This is a genomic window from Streptomyces sp. NBC_01591, assembly GCF_035918155.1.
Classification (GTDB): Bacteria; Actinomycetota; Actinomycetes; order Streptomycetales; family Streptomycetaceae; genus Streptomyces.
In genome coordinates, this window is record NZ_CP109327.1 from 5,408,896 (window position 1) to 5,423,199 (window position 14,304).

At 70.5% G+C, this 14,304-nt stretch carries 13 protein-coding genes; 4 read left to right on the forward strand and 9 right to left on the reverse strand.

Annotated elements, in window-relative coordinates; all coding sequences use genetic code 11:
* Window position 1: 1 nt before the first annotated feature.
* Together OG978_RS25290 and afsQ1 are read right to left on the reverse strand one after the other, a co-directional pair.
* Window positions 2–1,540 carry a HAMP domain-containing sensor histidine kinase gene (locus OG978_RS25290; protein ID WP_326767387.1) on the reverse strand — a complete coding sequence of 513 codons (1,539 nt, stop codon included), beginning with the start codon at window positions 1,538–1,540 and terminating at the stop codon, window positions 2–4.
* The gene (gene afsQ1 / locus OG978_RS25295) at window positions 1,537–2,214 is read right to left on the reverse strand and encodes a two-component system response regulator AfsQ1 (protein WP_326770159.1); all 678 of its coding nucleotides are present in this window, start codon (window positions 2,212–2,214) and stop codon (window positions 1,537–1,539) included. The genes OG978_RS25290 and afsQ1 overlap by 4 nt, the downstream gene beginning before the upstream one ends.
* A gap of 192 nt (window positions 2,215–2,406) precedes the next feature.
* On the opposite strand from afsQ1, the gene OG978_RS25300 reads away from it, so the two are divergent.
* Window positions 2,407–3,207 (forward strand): SigE family RNA polymerase sigma factor, encoded by an 801-nt coding sequence (locus OG978_RS25300; protein ID WP_326767388.1) that lies wholly within the window; start codon window positions 2,407–2,409, stop codon window positions 3,205–3,207.
* Between the two features lie 142 nt (window positions 3,208–3,349).
* Here OG978_RS25300 and OG978_RS25305 read toward each other — a convergent pair whose 3' ends face one another.
* Window positions 3,350–4,057 (reverse strand): uridine kinase family protein, encoded by a 708-nt coding sequence (locus OG978_RS25305; protein WP_326767389.1) that lies wholly within the window; start codon window positions 4,055–4,057, stop codon window positions 3,350–3,352.
* 63 nt (window positions 4,058–4,120) lie between these two features.
* Between OG978_RS25305 and OG978_RS25310 the strand changes: the two genes are divergently transcribed.
* Entirely contained in the window at window positions 4,121–4,540 is a 420-nt protein-coding gene (locus OG978_RS25310) for a hypothetical protein (protein ID WP_326767390.1), read from the forward strand.
* 65 nt (window positions 4,541–4,605) lie between these two features.
* Here the strand turns inward: OG978_RS25310 and OG978_RS25315 are convergent, their stop codons facing one another.
* The 3 genes from OG978_RS25315 to deoC are packed head-to-tail and all read right to left on the reverse strand — an operon-like array spanning window position 4,606 to window position 7,956.
* The gene (locus OG978_RS25315; RefSeq protein ID WP_326767391.1) at window positions 4,606–5,559 is read right to left on the reverse strand and encodes an aldehyde dehydrogenase family protein; all 954 of its coding nucleotides are present in this window, start codon (window positions 5,557–5,559) and stop codon (window positions 4,606–4,608) included.
* Window positions 5,549–6,988 carry an aldehyde dehydrogenase family protein gene (locus OG978_RS25320; protein WP_326767392.1) on the reverse strand — a complete coding sequence of 480 codons (1,440 nt, stop codon included), beginning with the start codon at window positions 6,986–6,988 and terminating at the stop codon, window positions 5,549–5,551. Before OG978_RS25320 ends, OG978_RS25315 begins: the two co-directional genes overlap by 11 nt.
* Before the next feature lie 5 nt (window positions 6,989–6,993).
* On the reverse strand, window positions 6,994–7,956 hold the full coding sequence (gene deoC, locus OG978_RS25325) for a deoxyribose-phosphate aldolase (RefSeq protein ID WP_326770160.1): 963 nt from the start codon (window positions 7,954–7,956) through the stop codon (window positions 6,994–6,996).
* Window positions 7,957–8,245: 289 nt separating this feature from the next.
* On the opposite strand from deoC, the gene OG978_RS25330 reads away from it, so the two are divergent.
* Window positions 8,246–8,896 carry a PH domain-containing protein gene (locus tag OG978_RS25330; protein ID WP_326767393.1) on the forward strand — a complete coding sequence of 217 codons (651 nt, stop codon included), beginning with the start codon at window positions 8,246–8,248 and terminating at the stop codon, window positions 8,894–8,896.
* Between the two features lie 275 nt (window positions 8,897–9,171).
* On the opposite strand, the gene OG978_RS25335 is transcribed toward OG978_RS25330, so the two are convergent.
* Window positions 9,172–9,849: a helix-turn-helix domain-containing protein gene (locus OG978_RS25335; protein WP_326767394.1), complete on the reverse strand. Its 678-nt coding sequence runs from the start codon at window positions 9,847–9,849 to the stop codon at window positions 9,172–9,174.
* Between the two features lie 276 nt (window positions 9,850–10,125).
* Here OG978_RS25335 and OG978_RS25340 point away from each other — a divergent pair, with 276 nt between their 5' ends.
* Window positions 10,126–11,571 carry an NCS2 family permease gene (locus OG978_RS25340; protein ID WP_326767395.1) on the forward strand — a complete coding sequence of 482 codons (1,446 nt, stop codon included), beginning with the start codon at window positions 10,126–10,128 and terminating at the stop codon, window positions 11,569–11,571.
* Window positions 11,572–11,711: 140 nt separating this feature from the next.
* Here the strand turns inward: OG978_RS25340 and OG978_RS25345 are convergent, their stop codons facing one another.
* Together OG978_RS25345 and OG978_RS25350 are read right to left on the reverse strand one after the other, a co-directional pair.
* Entirely contained in the window at window positions 11,712–13,352 is a 1,641-nt protein-coding gene (locus OG978_RS25345) for a phospho-sugar mutase (RefSeq protein ID WP_326767396.1), read from the reverse strand.
* 73 nt (window positions 13,353–13,425) lie between these two features.
* On the reverse strand, window positions 13,426–14,250 hold the full coding sequence (locus tag OG978_RS25350) for a purine-nucleoside phosphorylase (protein WP_326767397.1): 825 nt from the start codon (window positions 14,248–14,250) through the stop codon (window positions 13,426–13,428).
* Window positions 14,251–14,304 lie beyond the last annotated feature (54 nt).

Sequence of the window (14,304 nt, forward strand, 5' to 3'; positions counted from 1 at the left end):
ATCACGTCGCCTCGCCCTCCTCGTCCTGGTCCCCGGCGTCGTGCCCACCGGCGGAACGGGTGAGCGTCTCTGCGTCGCGCGGCAGCCGCAGCACGAACACCGCGCCGTCGCCGTCCGGCGAGTTCGAGGCCGTGATGTCACCGCCGTGGATGTGCGCGTTCTCCATGGCGATCGAAAGACCGAGACCGCTGCCCTCGGAACGCGGCCGCGAGGCGCTGGCCTTGTAGAACCGGTCGAAGACATGCGGCAGCACGTCCTCGGGGATCCCGGGGCCGTGGTCGCGGACCTCGATGACGAGTTGGTCGCCCTCGGTGCGCACCGCGACCCGTACCGGCGAACCGCCGTGCTTGAGCGCGTTGCCGATCAGATTCGCCAGGATCACATCGAGCCGGCGCGGGTCGAGGCGGACCATCATGCCGCGCTCGGCGTCCAGATCCACCGCGTCCAGCCAGGCACGGGCGTCGATGCAGGCGGTGACCTGGTCGGCGACGTCGACGGTGTCGAGGACCAGCCGGGCCGTACCCGCGTCGAAGCGGGTGACCTCCATCAGGTTTTCTACCAGGTCGTTGAGGCGCCGGGTCTCGCTCACCACCAGACGCACCGCGGGCGCGATCATCGGGTCGAGGCTGTCCGCCTCGTCCTCCAGCACCTCGGTGACGGCGGTCAGCGCGGTGAGCGGGGTGCGCAGCTCGTGCGACATGTCGGCGACGAACCGCCGGCTCGCCTCGTCCCGCGCGCTCATGTCCGCGACCCGCTTCTCCAGCGAACTCGCGGTCCGGTTGAACGTACGGGAGAGATCGGCCAGTTCATCCGTGCCGGACACCACGAGCCGGGTGTCGAGCTTGCCCTCGCCGAGCTTGCGGGCGGCGTCGCCGAGCCGTTGCACGGGCCGCAGCACGGTCGTCGCCGCGGCCTGCGCGAGCAGTGCCGAGCCGATCAGTGCGAGCCCGGTGGCGATGCCCAGGGACCAGGCGAGGGAGTTGAGGTCCTGCCGTTCCTGGTCGAGCGACTTGAGCATGTAGCCGGTCGGGCCACCACCGATGATCTTCGTACCGCCCACCAGGTACGGCGTGCCGCGGATGCTGGTCCGCTGCCAGAACAGGTGGTACTCGTACTTGTTGCCCGCCTCCACCGGCTGCTTCTTGTTGACCGCCTTCTGCAGCGACAGCGGCACGTTGTCGAGCGTGAAGGTGTCCAGGTCGGAGTTGCCGACGATCGGCTTGCCGGTGTCGCGCTCGTCGACCAGCAGCACGCTGTAGCCGGGCGAGCTGCTCGCCATCTGCACGGCCGCGTTCTGCAGATCGTCCCTGGTGGGGTGGAGTGGCAGCGAGGCCGCCCGGCTCTGCATCTCCTGGCGGAAGTCCCCGAGCGCGGAGTCCTGGGTGCGCGTCAGCACGGCCTCGCGGTTCAGCCAGTACGCGATCCCCGACGCGGACACCGCGGCGGTCAGCGCCACCAGCGCGAACACCACGACGAGCCGCAGCCGCAGACTGGTCCAGCGAAGCCCGGTGAGCAGGCTCCGTTTGACGGCGTCGCTCACTGAGGCGAGTCCAGCCGGTAGCCCACACCCCGGACGGTACGGATCAGGGTCGGCGAGGACGGCACGTCCTCCACCTTGGCCCGCAGCCGCTGCACACACGCGTCCACCAGCCGGGAGTCACCGAGGTAGTCGTGCTCCCAGACCAGCCGCAGCAACTGCTGCCGCGACAGGGCCTGGCCCGGCCGGCGGCTCAGCTCCAGCAGGAGGCGCAGTTCGGTCGGCGTGAGCTGCAGATCCTCCCCGTCCTTCGTCACGGTCATCGCGGATCGGTCGATCACCACGTTCCCGAAGGACGCGGAGTCGGTGGATTCGCGTTCGCCGCGGCGCAGCACCGCGCGGATCCGGGCGTCGAGCACCCGGCCCTGCACAGGTTTCACCACATAGTCGTCGGCGCCGGACTCCAGCCCGACGACGACGTCGATGTCGTCGCTGCGTGCGGTCAGCAGAATGATCGGCAGCTGGTCGGTGCGCCGGATACGCCGGCACACCTCGAAGCCGTCGATACCGGGCAGCATCACATCCAGCACGATCAGATCCGGCCGCTGCTCACGCAGCAGTTTCAGGCCGTCCTCTCCTGTCGCCGCAGTGGCCACACGGTGGCCCTGGCGTGACAGCGAGAGTTCGAGGGCCGTGCGGATGGCGTCGTCGTCCTCGATCAGCAACAGGAAAGGCACGCTGGTCATTCTGACCCATGGTGGAGCCCCAGTTCGACAGTTGGGGCCGACTCATACATCCGGGGCGCCTCCGACGCACGTTCGGCAGGCCCTGTGACAGGCCTGTGACAGTCGGCGGACAGCGTCATGAAACTGCCCCGGCAAGCTCTTTGGCACAAGGAACGGACGGACTCCACCGATGGGGGGCGCGAGATGAACGCAACTCACAGCATCACCGCAAGCGCAGTTGTCACGCGTCTCCACGATGTCGGTCGGAGTGTCGAGAAGTCCGGCGTCGGAGGGGGCACCTCCCTGGTCGAGCGCAGCCGAGACCTCGGGGGAGGGCGGGGGTGCGTTCGTGGCGTCGGGCGTCAGCACACGTCGTACATGACGGTGGTTGACGCGCCTGTGGGGGGCAACGGGGGGAACAACGGGGGCAACGCGTACGGGGAGGGCACGGGGGAGCGGAAGGCCCCGGCGCAGGGCGAGGACGCCGAAGCGGCGTTCACGGCCTACGTCCGGGAGCGCCGCGCCTCCCTGTACGCAACCGCCTACCACCTGACCGGCGACCGGTTCGAGGCCGAGGATCTGCTGCAGAGCGCCCTCTTCTCGACGTACCGGGCGTGGGACCGGATCAGCGACAAGGCGGCGGTCGGCGGCTATCTGCGCCGCACCATGACGAACCTGCACATCAGCGCCTGGCGCAGGCGCAAGCTCAACGAGTACCCGACCGAGGAGCTGCCGGAGACGGCGGGCGACACGGACGCGATGCGCGGCACGGAACTGCGCGCCGTGCTCTGGCAGGCGCTGGCGCGGCTGCCGGAACTCCAGCGCACGATGCTGGTCCTGCGTTACTACGAGGGCCGCACGGATCCGGAGATCGCGGCCATCCTCGACATCAGTGTCGGCACGGTGAAGTCCAGCATCTGGCGGTCGCTCCGCCGGCTGCGCGAGGACGAGGTCCTCAGCTTCGGCCGTGACGAGGAGGAGTCCTTCGGCGAGCTGGTGGCCTGAGGCGAGGGGGACACGGGGGAGAACGGGGCGCTGCTTCGGGGGAGGCGGCGGAGTACGGGGAAAGCTGCGGGGTCGGATGGGCCGGGGGGGCCTGTCCGGCCCCGTTCGCGTGTCCGAGGAGCTGCCGGTCGCGGGAGGCCCGCTACGCAGTCTCCCGCGTCACGGGCGCCCGTCGGCACCGCCCGGCCGCAGCCGCGGCCAGCCGGCCCAGCGCCTCTTCCTTGCCGCACGGATGGGCGCCCAGCGCCGTCTGCCGCGCCACGATCCGCCGCTCCGCCCGCATCAGCCGCCACCCGCGCCGCAGCAGGAACGGCACCGACTTGCGGCCCTCGCGCAGATCCCGCAGCAGCCGGCGGCGGAACGTCGTCGTCGGACGGCCGCGCAGGCACAGCGCGTCCGCCAGTACGCCCAGCTCCTGGCACCGCTCGACTATGTCCGCCGCGAAGATCCCCTCGGCCACGAACAGCGGCGTGCGCTCGATGTGGAGGGCCTCCCGGTCGACCCGGGAGCTGGTGCCGATGTCGTAGACCGGGACGTGGGTGCGCCCCGTGCGGCACAGCTCCGTGATCGCGGCGACCGCGGCGTCGGCGTCCCAGGACTGTGCGGAGTCCCAGTCGATGTCCGTACTGCCGGGAACGAGCGGCAGCGTGGGGTCGTCGCCCTCCTTGTAGAAGTCGTCCAGGCGCAGCACCGGCAGGTCGGTGCGGGCGGCGAGGGAGGACTTGCCGGAGCCGGAAGGGCCCGCGAGCAGTACGACACGGGTCGGGATCGGTTGGGCATTCACAGGATACGAGTGTGAGGCATTGACCCGCGCAGGGGATCCCCCGGTGCCCTTGTTGGTATCGAGCATCACACCTCAACTACTCTACGCACTCAGATGATTACTCGATCGTCTTGATCAGGTGGGAATTCGATGGCACGTCATGCACTTTCCAAGTCCCGTCGCCGCGCCCTGCTGAGGGCAGGCCTGACCGTCACCGCGGTGGGTGCCGCGCTTGGTGCGGGGGGTGCAGCGGCCCAGGCGGCGCCGCTGCCCCACGTGCCGGCCGTGGGCGCCGACACCGGCCTCGGCGCGGCCGGAGAGGCCGCCGGCGGCGCGGTGACCGGGGCGCTCGGCCACTCGCTCAGGAACGGCATCGCACCGGTGACGCATCTGCGGCTCGACCCGCTGGCCGGCACCGGCACGGATCCGCTGGACAACGCGGTGGGCACGCAGCTCGCCGACTTCAAGCCGCTGTCCACGGCCGCTGTCACCGACCCGCTGACCAGTGGTGGTGCGTTGAAGGACCTGCCGCCGGTCGGGCCGGTGGCGCAGGCGCTGCACGGCGGCTGAGCAGCCGGAACGGCCTGTTCCTCCGGGGTGCCGGAAGAACAGGCCGTTGCCGTGCGGGGAGCCGGTCAGTACGAGGAGCCCGAGACGCCCAGGGCGCCCGTCGGGTGCCAGACCGTCTTGGTCTCCAGGAAGGCCGTCAGGCGGTGGGTGCCCGGATCGGCCGTCCAGTCCGTAGCGCCGCCGTCCACAGCGGAGGAAGGCGCAGCGCTCTGCGCTTCCTTCTCGGGGTGGTGGCGGGAGACGGGTGGGCGGAGCACCCGCTTCAGGTTGTCCGCCGCCGCGACCTCCAGCTCCTTCGCCAGTGCGGCGTCGGCGCCCGTGAGGTCGATGGCGTTCACGTCCTGGTGGGACGCGAGCGGCGCCGCGATCTCCGCCGTCCTCCCGGACAGGATGTTCACCACTCCGCCCGGCAGGTCGGAGGTGGCCAGCACCTCGCCCAGCGAGAGCGCGGGCAGCGGCGAGTCCGCGGAGGCGATGACGACGGCCGTGTTGCCGGTCGCGATCACCGGCGCGATCACCGAGACCAGGCCCAGGAACGACGACTCCTGGGGTGCCAGGACCGCGACCACACCGGTCGGTTCGGGGGTGGACAGGTTGAAGAACGGGCCCGCGACCGGGTTCGCCCCGCCCACGACCTGGCCGATCTTGTCGGTCCAGCCCGCGTACCAGACCCAGCGGTCGATCGCCGCGTCCACGACGGCCGCCGCCTTGGACTTCGACAGGCCCTCCGCGTCCGCCACTTCCCGTACGAACTGGTCCTTGCGGCCCTCCAGCATCTCCGCGACGCGGTAGAGGATCTGGCCGCGGTTGTACGCCGTCGCGCCCGACCAGCCGCCGAACGCCTTGCGGGCGGCCACGACCGCGTCGCGCGCGTCCTTGCGGGAGGACCGGGGCGCGTTCGCCAGCCACTTGCCCTTCGAGTCCGTCACCTCGTACACCCGGCCGCTCTCGGAGCGGGGGAACTTGCCCCCGACGTACAGCTTGTAGGTCTTGAAGACGCTCAGACGGTTATCGGACATCGAGGTACGCCTCCAGGCCGTGACGGCCGCCTTCGCGGCCGAAGCCCGACTCCTTGTAGCCGCCGAAGGGCGAGGTCGGGTCGAACTTGTTGAACGTGTTGGCCCAGACGACGCCCGCCCGGAGCTTGTTCGCCACCGCGAGGATGCGGGAGCCCTTCTCCGTCCAGATGCCGGCCGAGAGGCCGTACTGGCTGTTGTTGGCCTTGGCGACCGCCTCGTCGGGCGTGCGGAACGACAGCACCGACAGCACCGGGCCGAAGATCTCGTCGCGCGCGATGGTGTGCGCCTGAGTGACGTTGGTGAACAGCGTCGGGGCGAACCAGTAACCGGCGGAGGGGAGTTCGCAGGGGGCGGACCAGCGCTCGGCGCCCTCCGCCTCGCCCGTCTCGGCGAGTGCGGTGATCCGGGCGAGCTGCTCCGCGGAGTTGATCGCGCCGATGTCGGTGTTCTTGTCCAGCGGGTCGCCGAGCCGGAGTGTGGACAGCCGGCGCTTCAGCGCGTCCAGCACCTCGTCCTGGACCGACTCCTGCACGAGGAGCCGCGAGCCCGCGCAGCAGACCTGGCCCTGGTTGAAGAAGATGCCGGTGACGATGCCCTCGACGGCCTGGTCGATCGGGGCGTCGTCGAAGACGATGTTGGCGCCCTTGCCGCCCAGTTCGAGGGTGACCCGCTTGTCCGTACCGGCGATCTGGCGGGCGATGGCCTTGCCGACCGCGGTCGAGCCGGTGAAGGCGACCTTGTTGACGTCCTCGTGCTCGACGAGGGCGGCGCCCGCGTCCCCGTACCCGGTGAGGATGTTCACGACACCCTTGGGCAGGCCCGCCTGACGGCAGATGTCCGCGAAGAACAGCGCGGAGAGCGGGGTCGTCTCGGCGGGCTTGAGGACCACCGTGTTGCCGGTGGCGAGTGCCGGGGCGATCTTCCAGGCCAGCATCAGCAGCGGGAAGTTCCACGGGATGATCTGGCCGGCGACGCCGAGCGGGCGCGGGTTCGCGCCGTAGCCCGCGTGGTCCAGCTTGTCGGCCCAGCCCGCGTAGTAGAAGAAGTGCGCCGCGACCAGGGGGAGGTCCGCGTCGCGGGTCTCCTTGATCGGCTTGCCGTTGTCGAGGGTTTCCAGGACGGCGAGCTCCCGGCTGCGCTCCTGGATGATCCGGGCGATCCGGAAGAGGTACTTGGCGCGCTCGGAGCCGGGCAGCGCCGACCACTTCTCGAACGCCTTGCGGGCCGCCTTCACGGCCCGGTCGACGTCGGCCGCACCGGCCTGCGCGACCTCGGAGAGCACCTCTTCGCTGCTCGGCGAGACGGTCTTGAAGACCTTGCCGTCGGCCGCCTCGGCGAACTCGCCGTCGATGAACAGCCCGTACGAGGGCGCGATGTCGACGACCGAGCGCGACTCGGGGGCGGGGGCGTACTCGAATGCAGATGCCATGGGGATCAGTCCACCGTCACGTAATCGGGGCCGGAGTAACGGCCGGTGCTGAGCTTCTGGCGCTGCATCAGCAGGTCGTTCAGGAGGCTGGAGGCGCCGAACCGGAACCAGTGGTTGTCCAGCCAGTCCTGGCCCGCGGTCTCGTTCACCAGCACCAGGAACTTGATCGCGTCCTTGGACGTGCGGATGCCGCCGGCCGGCTTCACGCCGATCTGTACGCCGGTCTGCGCGCGGAAGTCACGCACGGCCTCCAGCATCAGCAGGGTGTTCGCGGGCGTGGCGTTGGTGCCCACCTTGCCGGTCGACGTCTTGATGAAGTCGGCACCCGCCAGCATGCCGAGCCAGGAGGCGCGGCGGATGTTGTCGTACGTGGACAGCTCGCCCGTCTCGAAGATCACCTTCAGGCGTGCGTCGGTGCCGTCGGCCCGCGCGCACTCCGCCTTCACGGCGAGGATCTCCTCGTACACCTTCAGGTAGCGGCCGGAGAGGAAGGCTCCCCGGTCGATCACCATGTCGATCTCGTCGGCCCCGGCGGCCACGGCGTCGCGGACATCCGCGAGCTTGACGTCGAGCGCGGCGCGGCCGGCGGGGAAGGCCGTCGCCACGGACGCCACCTTCACACCGGAACCGGACAGCGCGGCGACGGCGGTCGCCGCCATGTCGGGGTAGACACAGACCGCCGCGGTGCGCGGGGTCGTGCGGTCGGTCGGGTCGGGATTGACGGCCTTGGCGGCGAGGGCCCGGACCTTGCCCGGGGTGTCCGCGCCTTCCAGCGTCGTCAGGTCGATCATCGAGATGGCCAGGTCGATGGCGTACGCCTTGGCCGTCGTCTTGATCGAACGGGTTCCGAGGGACGCGGCGCGCGCTTCGAGGCCGACGGCGTCGACGCCGGGCAGCCCGTGCAGGAAGCGGCGCAGCGCACTGTCGGACGCGGTCGCGTCGGAGAATGCAGGAGCTGTGGTGGGCATGGTCACCAGAGGAGCATATCTACGCGCGTAGCGGCCTGTACAGGGGTACCACCTCTCCGCGCGGGGCGCGGTCCCGGGGCGGCCGCCCCGGCGTCCCTGGGAACTGCCCGGCGGATCATGGCCGGGGTCGCGACGCCTGGCACGGCACCTCGCGGCGCTGCCGGACCGCCCGAATAGCTCCGCTATCAGGACGATCCGGCGCCTTGCGATGCACCGCACCCGACGCCACGCCCTGTCCGACTTTGATCCGCCGGGCAGTTCCTTGCGCCGGTCAGGCAGAATCGGGCCCATGACGAGCCCCACACCACCCGCCGAGCCGGTCTACGCCGACCGGACCTTCCGCTCGCCCGCCGGGATCGTCGGGGGTGTCCTGCTGCTTCTGCTCATCTGCTGGATCGGCGGGGACGCCCTGATCCGGGGGGACGGCAACGTGCCCTGGCTGGCGCTGGCGGGGATGCTGACCGCGGTGCCGCTGGTCGTCGCGTTCACGCTGCGGCCCGTCGTGCTCGCCAACGAGCAGCGCATCCGGATCCGCAACCCGTTCCGGACGATCACCATGCCGTGGACCGAAGTCGCGGACCTGCGGGCCGGGTATTCGAGTGAGCTGTTCACCGAGGGCGGCGCCAAGTACCAGATGTGGGCGGTACCGGTATCGCTGCGGCAGCGGAAGAAGGCGGCCCGGCAGCAGTCCCGGCGGTCGCTGGACGACCCCTACGACCGCACCTCCGTGCACGCCGATGTCCGCGACACCAAGGCCCGGATGGCAGTGGCCGACCGGACCATGGCGGACCTGCGTGAACTGGTGGAGCGGGCGAAGGCGGGCGCGCCTGCCTCCGCGGAGACCGCCGAGTCGTCCGTGTCGGTGCGCTGGGCGTACGAGGTGATCGCACCGGCGGTGGTGGGCGTGGTGCTGCTGGTGGTGCTGCTCGCGATCGGCTGAGGCGGACCGGATTCGGAGCACGCGCGTACGGCGATCGGCATCGGCGACTGTCGTAGGGCCTCGAAAGCATCGCGATCATCGCGCCGCTCGATCGAACCCGATCCATCGCGCCGCGGCATCGCGAATCCGCCTGCGCGCCGCCCCCTGCCGCCGCTTCACCGGCTGCTGCCCGGTGGCGCTCGCCTCGGCCATCTCTGCCTCCCGTGGCCCGTGATCAGGCACGGCTGTCCGCCTGCTCACGTCCCCATGTGCGGGCCGTGCGGACATGGCCCGGTTCAGTGCGCCGGGAGCCGGGCCCAGAAGTGGTTGACGATGTCGTCGATGTAGCGTCGCCCGTTTTCGCCGGAGGCGGTGGTGCCGCCGGCTCGGCTGAGGGTGGCGGCCATGAGGGTTTGGTACTCGTGGTGCATGTCGCGCAGGGGGGCCTGCAGGCTGCGGCGATCCGTGGAGACGAGGCCGGCGATGGCGCGGATGTGGGCCTGCCAGCGGGTGGAGACGGCTTCTGTGAGGAGACGGGCGAGTTCGCCCTCGAGGCCGGTGACGGCGATGAAGTCGCGTGGGGGGAGGTTGAGGAGGGTGCCGAGTTTGGCGGACTGCCGTTTGTCGCCGGTCCATTGGCCGGTTTCTTCCATGTGGTGGTAGGCGTCGAGGTCGAGGCCGGTGGCGCGGGCGACGTCCTCGGTGGCCAGTCCGCGGGCGAGACGGTGTTCGCGCAGGGTGTGGGGAGCGCCCATGAGTTCGCGGGGGTCGCACCACAGGGCACCGGCCAGGGCGGTGAGTTCACTGGCGGTGGGCAGTGCGGTGCCGCGTTCCCACGCGGTGATGTGGTCGGGGGTGATGTGGGTCGTGCCGTAGGAGGCGCGCATGCCGTAAGCGACGTGGCCGGGGGTCATCCCGAGTTTCTCGCGCAGCATGCGGGCGGCGCGCGCGTTGAAAGGGAGCGGTGGATGCACGGGCCGAGAGTATGGAGTTACTCGGGATGAACTCCATGGCTGCTGTCGCCCGCATCCTGGTTTGACTGGATAGGTCGCCTGTGATTTTGGAGGAACCGACAGGGGCGGTACCGGATAGTCAACCAATGGATACCGCAAAGCGATTGAGATTGCGTCCCTGCCGCGTAGGATCCGCTCGCAAGACGCCGTATGTGTGTTCGTACAACCGGCTGATACATGCTTCCGGCGCCATTGCCAGGTCCTTCCCCCGCACTTGCAGGTCCAGGAGACGCAGTCATGCACACCAGCACGACAGGCCCGGCCGGAGCACCGACAATCAGGCCCGGTGGCCCGCTCAACCGGTTCTTTCGCATAGGCGAACGCGGTTCGACGTACGGCCGTGAGATACGTGGCGGGTTCGCCACCTTTTTCACGATGGCGTACATCCTCGTACTCAACCCGATCATCCTCAGCAGCACCGAGGACAAATTCGGCCACCAGCTGGACGCCGGTCAACTGGCCACCGCCACCGCCCTGGTGGCCGCCGTGATGACCGTGATCATGGGTGTGGGAGGCAACCTGCCGCTCGCCCTGGCCGCGGGCCTGGGTCTCAACGCCGTCACCGCCTTCCAGGTCGCCCCATTGATGAGCTGGGACGACGCGATGGGCCTCATCGTGCTCGAAGGCCTGCTGATCTGCGTACTGGTGCTGACCGGCCTGCGCGAGGCCGTCATGCACGCCATTCCGCAAGCCCTCAAGCAAGCCATCAGTGTCGGCATCGGCCTGTTCATCGCCTTCATCGGCTTCGTGGACGCCGGGTTCGTCACCCGCATCCCGGACGCCGCGAACACCACCGTGCCCGTTCAGATCGGCACGGGCACCCTGACCGGCTGGCCCATGCTCGTCTTCTGTCTCGGCGTGCTGATGACGATCGTCCTCCTGGCCCGCAGGGTGCAGGGCGCCATCCTCATCAGCATCGTCGTGATGACCGTCGTCGCCGTCGTCATCAACAGCATCGCCGACGTCAAGTCCTGGGGTCTGACCGAGCCCTCGCTGCCCGACAAGCCCGTTGCCGCACCCGACTTCGGGCTCCTGGGCGACTTCGATCTGTTCGGCTCGTTCGGTCAGGTCAGCGTGCTGACCGTCGTCCTGCTCGTCTTCACTCTCATCCTGTCCGACTTCTTCGACACGATGGGCACTGTCGTCGGCGTCACCGCTGAAGCCGGACTCCTCGACGAGCGCGGCCAGGTCCCCGGTCTGGGCCGCGTGCTGCTCATCGACGGCGCAGCCGCCGTCGCCGGCGGCGCGGCATCCGCCTCGTCCGCCACCACGTACATCGAGTCCGCCGCCGGTGTCGGCGAAGGCGCGCGCACCGGCTTCGCGAACATCATCACCGGCGGCCTGTTCGCCCTCGCCCTCTTCTTCACCCCGATTCTCACCATCGTGCCCCTCCAGGCTGCGGCCCCCGCCCTCATCGCGGTCGGGTTCCTGATGATGACCCAGGTCAAGCACATCGACTGGGACCGCTACGAACTCGCCATCCCCGCCTTCCTGACCATCGCCGTCATGCCGTTCACCTACTCCATCACCAACGGCATCGGCGCCGGCTTCCTCGCCTACGTGGTCATCAAGGCGTGCCTGGGCAAGGCCCGCGAAGTCCACTGGCTGCTCTGGGGCACCGCGGCGCTCTTCCTTGTCTACTTCGCGATCGACCCGCTGGAGCAGCTGCTCGACATCAAGTAGCCGACGTGGTCGCTCGGCCTGCGGGCCGGGCTCCGCGATCGGGGATCCGGACCGGCCGGCCCGCGAGCTGCCCGTCGTGGCGCGGGGAGCGGTGGACACCGGCTTCACGTACCTGGTGCGTACGTGAAGCGGGACCGGCGTCAGATCCCGGCCGCGGCCGACAGGTCGCGCTTGATCCCGTCGAGCAGCTCCGCACCCTTCGCACGGGCCGCCGGCAGCTCGTCCGCCGAACCGACCGGCACCACGACCTCCAGGTAGCACTTGAGCTTCGGCTCGGTGCCGCTCGGGCGGACGATCACCCGGGCACCCTGCAGGTGGTAGCGGAGCCCGTCGGTGGGCGGCAGCCGATCCGTGCCCCGCGCCAGGTCCTCCGCCGAGGTGACGGCGAGGCCCGCGAGCGCGGTCGGGGGCTGCTCGCGCAGCCGCGCCATGGCGTCGGAGATGACCGACAGGTCCTTCACCCGCACCGACAGCTGGTCGGTGGCGTGCAGCCCGTGGGCGACCGCGAGGTCGTCGAGGAGATCGAGCAGCGTACGCCCCTGCTCCTTGAGCATGGAGGCGAGTTCGGCGACGAGCAGGGCGGCCGTGATGCCGTCCTTGTCGCGTACGCCGTCGGGGTCGACGCAGTAGCCGAGCGCCTCCTCGTACCCGTACCGCAGTCCGTCGACGCGGGCGATCCACTTGAAGCCGGTCAGCGTCTCCTCATAGCCGTTGCCGGCCTTCTCGGCGATCCGGCCGAGCAGTGAGGACGACACGATCGACTCGGCGAAGACGCCGGTCGCGCCCCGATCCACCAGATGCGCGGCGAGCAGCGCCCCCACCTCGTCGCCGCGCAGCATCCGCCAGCCGCCGTCGGTCGCGGGGTCCGGGACGGCGACGGCGCAGCGGTCGGCGTCCGGGTCGTTGGCGATGACGATGTCGGGGTCGGTGCGGCGCGCGGTCGCGAAGGCGAGGTCCATCGCGCCGGGCTCCTCCGGATTGGGGAAGGCGACGGTGGGGAACGCCGGGTCGGGCTCGGCCTGCTCGGCGACGAGCACCGGCGCGGGGAATCCGGCACGGTCGAAGGCGGCCGTCAGCACGGACGTACCGACACCGTGCATCGCGGTGTACACGACCCGGGCGGTACGCGGCGATCCGGCGGCGAGCACGGCGTCCGTACGGGCCAGATAGGCCGCCAGCACCTCGTCGCCCAGGGTGTCCCAGCCGTCGTCGGGGCGGGCCACGCCGTCGAGCGGGCCGACCGTGGCGATCGCGGCGGCGATCTCGGCGTCAGCCGGGGGGACGATCTGCGAGCCGTCGCCGAGATAGACCTTGTAGCCGTTGTCGCGCGGCGGATTGTGGCTGGCGGTCACCTCGACGCCCGCGACGGCACCCAGGTGCCTTATGGCGTACGCCAGCACGGGGGTGGGGAGCGGGCGGGGGAGCACCGCCGCCCGCAGGCCCGCGCCGGTCATCACGGCCGCGGTGTCGCGGGCGAAGTCGGCGGACTTGTACCGGGCGTCGTACCCGATGACGACGAGCCCGCCGCCCTGCCCCTGCGCCTTGAGATAGGCGGCGAGCCCGGCCGCCGCGCGGATGACGACGGAGCGGTTCATCCGCATCGGCCCGGCCCCCAGCTCACCGCGGAGCCCGGCGGTGCCGAACTGCAGCGTGCCCGCGAACCGTGCGGCGAGCTCGTCGAGATCCTCGGATTCGATGAGCCCGGCCAGCTCGTCGCGGGTCTCGGGATCGGGGTCCTCCGCGAGCCACGTCCTGGCCTGCGCGATGAGGTCCTGCTGCACGGTGTCCGCCTTCCTGCGGGTGCTTCGTGGGTAGGTGCGCGAACCGGCCGCGGCCGGGTCAGCCGCGGCCGGGTCAGATGCGTTCGAGGACCCGGGCCAGCAGCGCGCCCATGCGCGTGGCGGAGTCCCGCCCCGCCTGCAGCACCTCTTCGTGGTTGAGCGGCTCCCCGCTCAGCCCCGCCGCGAGGTTGGTGACCAGCGAGATGCCCAGCACCTCGGCGCCGGCCTCGCGCGCGGCGATGGCCTCCAGCACGGTGGACATGCCGACCAGGTCGCCGCCCATGACGCGGACCATGTTGATCTCGGCCGGGGTCTCGTAGTGCGGGCCGGGGAACTGTACGTACACACCCTCTTCGAGGGTCTCGTCGACCTCCTTGCACAGCGCGCGCAGCCGCGGCGAGTACAGGTCGGTCAGGTCGACGAAGTTGGCGCCGACGATGGGGGAGGCCGCCGTCAGGTTGATGTGGTCGCTGATCAGCACCGGCTGACCGGGGCGCATGCCCTCGCGCAGACCGCCGCAGCCGTTCGTCAGGACAACGGTCCCGCACCCTCCCGCGACGGCGGTGCGGACCCCGTGCGCGACGGCGGCGACGCCCCGGCCCTCGTAGAAGTGCGTGCGGCCGAGGAAGACCAGGACACGCTTCTCGCCGATCCGGTACGAGCGGATCGTCCCGCCGTGCCCCTGCACTGCGGGCGCCGGGAAACCGGGCAGCTCGGTCACCGGGAACTCGGCCTCCGGAGCGCCGAGCGCATCGCCCGCGGGTGCCCAGCCGGAACCCATCACGAGCGCGACGTCGTGGGTCTCGGCACCGGTCAGCTCGCGCAGGCGGGCGGCGGCGTCGGAGGCGGCGGCGTACGGGTCGCCCTGGATGTTGTCCGGAATAACTGATGCGTTCACGCGGATGAGGGTAGCCGGTGATTCCCTACGCGCGTAGATGCCCATGTGCAGAGC

Excerpts from the sequence above, each read along its gene's own strand:
- OG978_RS25340 (WP_326767395.1), top strand. The coding sequence starts at position 10,126 with ATGCACACCAGCACGACAGGCCCGGCCGGAGCACCGACAATCAGGCCC.
- deoC (WP_326770160.1), bottom strand. The coding sequence starts at position 7,956 with ATGCCCACCACAGCTCCTGCATTCTCCGACGCGACCGCGTCCGACAGT.
- OG978_RS25300 (WP_326767388.1), top strand. The coding sequence starts at position 2,407 with ATGAACGCAACTCACAGCATCACCGCAAGCGCAGTTGTCACGCGTCTC.
- OG978_RS25330 (WP_326767393.1), top strand. The coding sequence starts at position 8,246 with ATGACGAGCCCCACACCACCCGCCGAGCCGGTCTACGCCGACCGGACC.
- OG978_RS25320 (WP_326767392.1), bottom strand. The coding sequence starts at position 6,988 with ATGGCATCTGCATTCGAGTACGCCCCCGCCCCCGAGTCGCGCTCGGTC.
- OG978_RS25315 (WP_326767391.1), bottom strand. The coding sequence starts at position 5,559 with ATGTCCGATAACCGTCTGAGCGTCTTCAAGACCTACAAGCTGTACGTC.
- OG978_RS25310 (WP_326767390.1), top strand. The coding sequence starts at position 4,121 with ATGGCACGTCATGCACTTTCCAAGTCCCGTCGCCGCGCCCTGCTGAGG.
- OG978_RS25305 (WP_326767389.1), bottom strand. The coding sequence starts at position 4,057 with ATGCTCGATACCAACAAGGGCACCGGGGGATCCCCTGCGCGGGTCAAT.